Source organism: Micromonospora sp. NPDC005161 (genome assembly GCF_053599855.1).
This window is the reverse complement of the sequence record NZ_JBSFYQ010000096.1, coordinates 1-6,815: the sequence shown is the minus strand read 5'-3', so window position 1 is coordinate 6,815 and position 6,815 is coordinate 1. Positions and strand designations below refer to the sequence as shown.

At 71.6% G+C, this 6,815-nt stretch carries 7 protein-coding genes; 2 read left to right on the top strand and 5 right to left on the bottom strand.

Translation table 11 applies throughout. The annotated features are described in order from the left end of the window. Positions 1 to 123: 123 nt before the first annotated feature. Both ACWD5O_RS36645 and ACWD5O_RS36640 read right to left on the bottom strand, forming a co-directional pair. Entirely contained in the window at positions 124 to 1,566 is a 1,443-nt protein-coding gene (locus ACWD5O_RS36645; RefSeq protein WP_450006579.1) for an MFS transporter, read from the bottom strand. Between the two features lie 84 nt (positions 1,567 to 1,650). Next, on the bottom strand, positions 1,651 to 1,887 hold the full coding sequence (locus ACWD5O_RS36640) for a hypothetical protein (RefSeq protein ID WP_354968794.1): 237 nt from the start codon (positions 1,885 to 1,887) through the stop codon (positions 1,651 to 1,653). Between the two features lie 156 nt (positions 1,888 to 2,043). On the opposite strand from ACWD5O_RS36640, the gene ACWD5O_RS36635 reads away from it, so the two are divergent. Both ACWD5O_RS36635 and ACWD5O_RS36630 read left to right on the top strand, forming a co-directional pair. Beyond that, positions 2,044 to 3,201: a geranylgeranyl reductase family protein gene (locus ACWD5O_RS36635; protein ID WP_450088126.1), complete on the top strand. Its 1,158-nt coding sequence runs from the start codon at positions 2,044 to 2,046 to the stop codon at positions 3,199 to 3,201. A gap of 117 nt (positions 3,202 to 3,318) precedes the next feature. Beyond that, positions 3,319 to 3,492, top strand: coding sequence for a hypothetical protein (locus ACWD5O_RS36630; RefSeq protein ID WP_354968796.1), 174 nt, complete (start codon positions 3,319 to 3,321; stop codon positions 3,490 to 3,492). Between the two features lie 79 nt (positions 3,493 to 3,571). Here the strand turns inward: ACWD5O_RS36630 and ACWD5O_RS36625 are convergent, their stop codons facing one another. The 3 genes from ACWD5O_RS36625 to ACWD5O_RS36615 form a co-directional block, all read right to left on the bottom strand. Then, positions 3,572 to 5,362 (bottom strand): bifunctional metallophosphatase/5'-nucleotidase, encoded by a 1,791-nt coding sequence (locus ACWD5O_RS36625; RefSeq protein WP_450088125.1) that lies wholly within the window; start codon positions 5,360 to 5,362, stop codon positions 3,572 to 3,574. A gap of 129 nt (positions 5,363 to 5,491) precedes the next feature. After that, entirely contained in the window at positions 5,492 to 6,151 is a 660-nt protein-coding gene (locus ACWD5O_RS36620; RefSeq protein WP_450088124.1) for a nucleotidyl transferase AbiEii/AbiGii toxin family protein, read from the bottom strand. After that, positions 6,148 to 6,489, bottom strand: a complete 342-nt coding sequence (locus ACWD5O_RS36615; protein ID WP_450088127.1) for a hypothetical protein — start codon at positions 6,487 to 6,489, stop codon at positions 6,148 to 6,150. Before ACWD5O_RS36615 ends, ACWD5O_RS36620 begins: the two co-directional genes overlap by 4 nt. Between the last annotated feature and the right edge of the window lie 326 nt (positions 6,490 to 6,815).

Here is a 6,815-nt window from a genome sequence, read left to right as displayed (position 1 = left end):
CTGGTCGCCCAGCACTGGAACAGCTGACCCCACCGCACACTGACCGCTGGCCGGCACCCCCACCCCGGGTGCCGGCCAGCGGCATACCCACGACCGGCCGCTGGTGGCGTACCCCTCGGGTTGTTAGTCCCTGGTGTGGTTGCGCGTGCGCAGGATGTCGATCAGCGCGGCGATCAGCGCGAGCGCGATGATCCCGGTGGCCAGTGTGAGCGAGTATTCGAAGGCCTTGGTCCAGTTGCCGTGGTTGTCGGCCAGCGACGAGAAGAACATCGAGCCGACAGCGGCGATGCCGGCGGCGGCGCCGATCCGCTGACCGGTCTGGAGCATGCCGGCGCCGCTGCCCGCCTGGGGTACCGGTACCTGGGCGAGCGTCAGGGTCTGGTTGGGTGCGATCACCAGGCCGCTGCCGACGCCGGCGACGAGCAGCGGAGCGGCGGTGACCCAGGGCGCCGGGGCGTCCGGCGCGAGGCGCAGCGCGACCACCGTCGCGGCCAGCCCGATCACCACGCCGAGCAGGCCGATGGCGACGAGCGGTCGGCCGAAGCGGTTGACGATGCGTCCGCCCAGCGCGGACGCCGCGGCCGAACCGAGGGCGAACGGCGTGATGGCGAGGCCGGCGACGAGCGCGCTGTACCCCAGGCCGTTCTGCAGGAAGAGGGTGAAGATGAAGAAGATCGCGGTGAAGCCACCGAAGTAGACCAGAGCGATGAGCGACCCCAGGGTGTACGACTGGAAGCTGAACAACCGCAGGTCGAACAACGGTTCGCGGTGCCGCGCGTACCACCGCTCCCAGAGCCCGAAGGCGACCAGCACCACCAGGCCGGCCGGGATGAGCGCCCACTTCCACGGGGTCCGCCACTGCTGCTCCTGCACCAGCGGCAGCAGGACCAGCACCACGCCCACGCCGAGCAGCAGGACGCCCACCGGGTCGAGTCGGCGCCGGTCCGGCTGGCCCTCGGGCCGGCCGGGCAGCAGGCGCCAGCCGAGGATCGCCGCGACGATGCCGACCGGCACGTTGACGAAGAAAACCCATCGCCACCCGTGTTCCTCGCCGCCGATCGCGATGAGCAGACCGCCGAGCAGCGGCCCGACTGCGGTGGAGATACCGATGGTGGCGCCGAGCACCCCGAACGGGCGGGCCCGTTCGGGCCCCCGGAACAGTTGCTGGATCAGCCCGATCACCTGGGGGTTCACCACGCCTGCGGCGGCACCCTGAAGCAGGCGGGCGATGACCAGCCATGCTGGGGAGGTGGCCAGACCGGCCAGGGCGCTGGTCACGGTGAACAGCACGATGCCGAAGACGAACGCGTTGCGCCGGCCACGGGCATCACCGAAGCGGCCGGCGGGCACCAGCACCAGGCCGAAGGTGAGCGCGTACCCGGAGAGGACCCACTGCAGGTCGCTCGGGGATGCGTGCAGCGCACGGTCGATGGACGGCACGGCAACGTTGACGATGCTCACGTCGAGCAGCGTCATGAACGCGGCGACCAGCCCGACGCCGACGGCCTGCCAGCGTCGTCGGTTCTCCGCCGGGTCGACCGGCTGCGGCGAGCGCGCCGCTGTCATCGTGCCCCCCGTTGACCGTCGATCATCACTTCTGACCGCTACCCCGGTCACCGGGGGGCGAATCGTCGAGGGCCGTACCGCGGGTCACGCCATCTGGCGCGCGCAGAACCGGGGCCCGAAGTCGAGGCCCGCCATCGGTGAGTCCTCGCGGTGCAGCAGGCCCTTCTCGGTGAGCAGGTGCAGCGGTGCGTCCAACTGCTCCTGGGCCAGCCCGGACTCTTCGGCGATCAGGTCCGGGTACGGTACCTGGCCGCGCGCTTCGAGCGTGGTGACCGCCTGGTACACCCGTTGCTCGACCTCAGACAGTTGCACCTGCTGCATGACATCCTCCTTGGCTCGTCCGCCCCTGCGCAGACGGTTGCGCTGCGCCGGTTACCCCCTGCGTGACCGAAGATGCCCACCCGATCGGGCGGTCGGCGCCGCCCGCGGGATGCGCCGCGGCCGGGCCGGATGGTGCACGTGCCCTAGGCTGCACCCGTGATCGTCTGGGATCTCGTCGTCGTCGGCGCCGGCCCCGCCGGCCTCTCCGCGGCCCATGCCGCCGCCCGCGCCGGCGTCCGCACCCTGGTTGTCGAGCGGGCCGAGCACCCGCGTTACAAGACCTGCGGCGGTGGCCTGATCGGCACCTCACTGGCCGCCGTGCGGGACCGGATCGAGGTGCCCGCGCACGACCGGGTGACCCGGGTGACGTTCACCCGCGACGGCCGCCGTGAGTTCACCCGCCGGCACGGCAGTCCGGTGGTGACGATGGTGCGCCGCGAGGAGTTCGACGACCGGCTGCGCGCGGCCGCGGTCGCCGCCGGCGCGCAGATGCGGGAGCGGGTGGCGGTTCGCGCGATCGAACAGGACCCCGAGGTGGTACGCCTGCGGCTGGCCGACGGCACGTCGATCACGGCCCACGCGGTGATCGGCGCGGACGGCTCCTCCGGGGTGACCGCCCGGCACGTGGGGGTCCGCTACCGGCAGGTGGACCTGGGGCTGGAGCTGGAGGTGCCGGTGCCGCCCGCGGAGCAGGAGCGGTGGCGGGGGCGGCTGCTGCTGGACTGGGGCGTGATGCCGGGCTCGTACGCGTGGGTCTTTCCCAAGGGCGATCGACTGACCGTCGGTGTGATCGCGGGCCGGGGCGCGGGGGAGGGGACGCGGGACTACCTGCGGCGGTTCGTCGACCGGTTGGGGCTGAGCGGGCTGCCGGCGGAGCACGACTCAGGTCACCTGACCCGCTGCCGTACCGAGGATTCGCCGTTGCGGCACCGCCGGGTGCTGGTCGTGGGGGACGCGGCCGGGCTGCTGGAGCCGTGGAGCCGGGAGGGCATCAGCTTCGCGCTGCGCTCGGGCGAGCTGGCCGGGGCGGCGGTCGCCGACGGCGACCTGGCGGGGTACGAGCGGGCGGTGGCCGAGCGTCTGGTGCCGTCGATGCGGGCGGGGTACCGCCTGCTGGAGCTGTTCACCCGCCGGCCGGAGGCGTTCCACGCTCTGTTGGCGACCCCGCCGGGGTGGCGGATGTTCGTTCAGTTCTGTCAGGGCCGGGCGAGCTTTGATGAGATGCTGGCGCGCCGGTCGGTCCGGGCGGCGCTCGCGGTGCTGGACCGACTACCCGCCGCTCGCCGGCGGCGCCCCGGTCACCCAGTATCCTAGGATGCTCTACGGGTGGTGACGGCCCGCACCCGAACGGCAGGGAAATCGCACCGACCGGACTGCTGGTGCGGGTCGCTCCGACCGCCACACGATGACGGGGGAGCAGGGGGTGCGCCGATGACCGAGCAGCCGTTCACCGATGATGAGTACGCGTTCCTGCGCCACGTCCGGTTCGGGGAGCTGCCGCCCGCCGTCCGCCCCGAGGAGCGGGTTGAGCTGACCGAGACCGATCCGGGACGTGACCGCCCGGAGAAGGCCGAGGACCCCATCCGCTGGAACGTGCAGGGCTGAGAACGCGGAACGGGCCGCAGGTGTCGCCACCCACGGCCCGTTCGCGGTACGTACCGGTTCGCCGACCGGCCCGCCTGGGTCAGAAGACCGGTACGCCCTCGCGCACCAGCCGCCAGTTGGGCTGAAAGAAGTCGGCCGGGTCGATCGTCCCCCTGGCCTGTGCCCAGTCGATGAGCAGCTGACGGATCTCCTGCTGCGCGTTGTAGACCTGGGTCTTGACGATGCCGGGGAAGTTGCCTCCGCCGCTGCGCCGGTAGTTGTTCACCGCCACCACGAACTGCACATTGTCCGCCACCGGGGTGTCGGTGCCGGGCAGCACCAGCCGCGTGATCCGCTGCCCGACCGGCTTGGAGATGTCGATGTCGTAGTCCACGCCGGAGAAGACGTCGTAGTTGTAGTCCGGCACCGCCGGGTCGCTGATCTGCTCCGTGTCGACCGGGGCGCCCGGCGCGAGGGTACGGAAGTACCGCGCCGAGTACTCCAGGTAGGCCCGCACCTCGGCGCCGCTGAGCACGACCGCCTCGAGGGTGTTGTCGTACACGTACAGCCCGGCAACGTCGCGAATCTTGACGTCGCCGGCGGGGAAGACCGCGGTCCGGCTGAAGGGCGCCGCGATCGACAGGACCGGCAGGTCCGCGTACGCGGTGCCGGTCAGCGCCGCGCCGACCACCTCGGTCTGCACGTGGTTGATGAAGTCCAGGATCGGGGTGTCCTTGTACCGCGACTCCGCGGCGGACAGCTCCACCGTGGACTGCGCGACGACCTGGTTGACGTACGCCACGGTCTTCTGGTGCTGGGCCCGTACGACGGCTAGCACCTTCGGGTCCTCCACCACCGTGTTGGTGTTCAGCATGGTGGCGGACTTCCTGTTGATGGTCCACCGGCCGCGATCACGGGTCAGGGTGAAGTCCATCCGGGTGAGCCGCTGGCCCCACTTCGACGGCTCGGAGAGCAGCACCTGGGCGCCGGTCCGCTCGTTGGTGACGAACCGCTCGACCACCTCGTTGTGGGCGTGGCCGAAGAGGATCGCGTCGATCCCCGGCACCTGCTGGGCGATCAGCGCGACCGGGTTCTCGTTCGGCAGCTCCGGGCCGTAGCTGGAGGTGCCGCTGTCACCGCCGTGCGCGGAGATCAGCACGAGGTCGGCGCCGCGGGCCCGCATGATCGGCACCCACTTCGCCGCGGTCGCGACCATGTCGTCGAAGTGCAGCTTGCCCTCGACGTTGCCCTTGTCCCAAATGGCCACACCGGGGTTGGTCAGGCCGAGGATGCCGACCCGCAGGGTCGGCGCGGCGAAACCGAGAGAGACCTTCTTGATGACGTACGGCAGGAAGGCCGGCTTGCCGGTCTTCGCGTTGACCGCGTTCGCGGCGAGCGCCGGGAAACCGAGCTGGCGGATCCACAGGTCCAGCAGCGGCAGCCCGTAGTTGAACTCGTGGTTGCCCAGCGTCACCGCGTCGTAGTCGATGACGTTCATCGCGCGGGCCATCGGGTGCTTCTCCCCGGTGGCGGTGATCGGTTCCTGCTTGGCGTAGTACGTGGCCAGCGGCGTGCCCTGGATGGTGTCGCCGGCGTCGAGCACCAGCGTCGCCTTGCCCCGCCGCTCGGCGCGGATCTGGTTGATCAGGGTAGCCAGCTTCGCGACGCCGATGTCGTTGTGCTTGCTGTCGTCGTACTCGGCGTCCCGGTAGTAGTCCCAGTTGTAGACGTTGCCGTGGGTGTCCGACGTGCCCAGGAGGGTGAGGTCCCAGGTGCGTGACCGGGCCGCGCCGGCCGCCTGCGCGGGGGCGGCGGCGATCAGCGGTGCGGTCGCCGCCGCGGCCGCGGCGGCGAGCACCTGGCGACGCGACGGGCCGGAGGGAGAGGTCATGAGGTGCCTTTCCATGGGGTTGGACGCGCCTCGTGCACCATAACCAGCAAGGGTCACTTGTGCCACGCCAGCCCCATCGTTCCCGCCGATTCCCCCGCAACGGTCGGTCGGCGCGGGCAGCGAACAGGGTCAGCGTGGCCAGGTTGCCAGGCGCTGCCGGACCCGGGCCACGTCCGCGGGACCCAGGCCGTAGCGGCCGAAGCGCTGGTCGGGCAGCCGGTCCAGGTACCGTCCGGCGGCCCGCACGTCCGCCGGATCCAGTGCGGGGTCGACCTGCCGGGCCAGCTCCAGCAGTTCGGTCACGTCGTAGTGCTCCAGCGCCGCCGCCACGTCGATGAAGTCACGAACCTCCCGCCGGTTGACCAACGCCGCGACCTTGTTGGCGACCAGGTCCCGGACGTCCATCACCGGGCCGAGGTCCATCACCACCGGGCTCTGCTGCCGGTCGAGGCGGGCCAGGCTGAGCCGGATCTGCCGCCCGTCGCGGCTCACCACGAAGTCCTTCATATCCCGCCCGTACCCGTCGAACAGGTCGGCGAGGTCGCTGTCCGGGTCGGCGTCGCTGACCGTGAACCCGGCCCGTTCCAGCGCCACGCGTACCCCGGCGGAGGCCGCCGCCGCGGCGCCCTCCACGTCGGCGAAGAGGTCCACGTCCTCGGTGGGGCGGGCGACCAGCCCGTGCGCGGCCCAGGCCACCCCGCCACCCAACACGAACCGGTGCGGGCCGGCTGCGGCGAGCGCCACCCGCGCCACCTCGCGGTAGAACTCGTGCAGGTGTGGTGCGATCACGCCGCGCGCAGGCCCCTGTGCCGGCTCTCCCACGCCTGGCGTACGCCCCTTGGCAGGTTCAACAGCCGCCACACCCGGCGCAACGTCCGCCCGTTGATCAGGACGCGCAGATCTTCGGCGCGGGTGGTCTCCCGAAGCACGTTCTCGTACATCCAGAGCAACTGGTCGGGGTCGCCGAGGTCAAAGGTGCGCTCGGCGTTCCACATCAGCCGTACCGGTAGCTCCACCACACCCCGGGTAGGCCCGGCCAGCTCGATGAGCGTCCGCGCCACCACGGCAGGGCGACCCGGGCGGGCCAGGAAGGCCACGCCGGTCGTGGTGGGGGAGACGGCCTGCATGGTGTCAGGGTAACGCTCGCCGGTGCTGGTGTCGCTCACGGCGTTCTCTCCGCTGCTGTCGGCGTGGCTGTTTCGGGTGCGTTGGGTGTCCGGGCGGTTGGGTGTCCGGGCGGTTGGGTGTCCGGACGGTTGGGTGTCCGGGCGTTGGCAATATCAGGCTTGGCGCGCGGCGGTTGCGCCGGTCGTGGCGGGGTCGCGGTGGTGTGCCGGGTTTGTGCGCGGTCGTGGCCGAGGTCTTGGTGGTGTGCCGGGTTGGTGCGGGGTGGGGCCCGCCGTGCCCGGCTCCGGGCGGTCAGGCTTGATCCCTGCGCCGGGCACGGCGGGCC

Bases quoted from the DNA above. Each gene is read 5' to 3' on its own strand.
- ACWD5O_RS36645 (WP_450006579.1), bottom strand. From the start codon at position 1,566: ATGACAGCGGCGCGCTCGCCGCAGCCGGTCGACCCGGCGGAGAACCGA.
- ACWD5O_RS36615 (WP_450088127.1), bottom strand. From the start codon at position 6,489: ATGCAGGCCGTCTCCCCCACCACGACCGGCGTGGCCTTCCTGGCCCGC.
- ACWD5O_RS36625 (WP_450088125.1), bottom strand. From the start codon at position 5,362: ATGACCTCTCCCTCCGGCCCGTCGCGTCGCCAGGTGCTCGCCGCCGCG.
- ACWD5O_RS36630 (WP_354968796.1), top strand. From the start codon at position 3,319: ATGACCGAGCAGCCGTTCACCGATGATGAGTACGCGTTCCTGCGCCAC.
- ACWD5O_RS36640 (WP_354968794.1), bottom strand. From the start codon at position 1,887: ATGCAGCAGGTGCAACTGTCTGAGGTCGAGCAACGGGTGTACCAGGCG.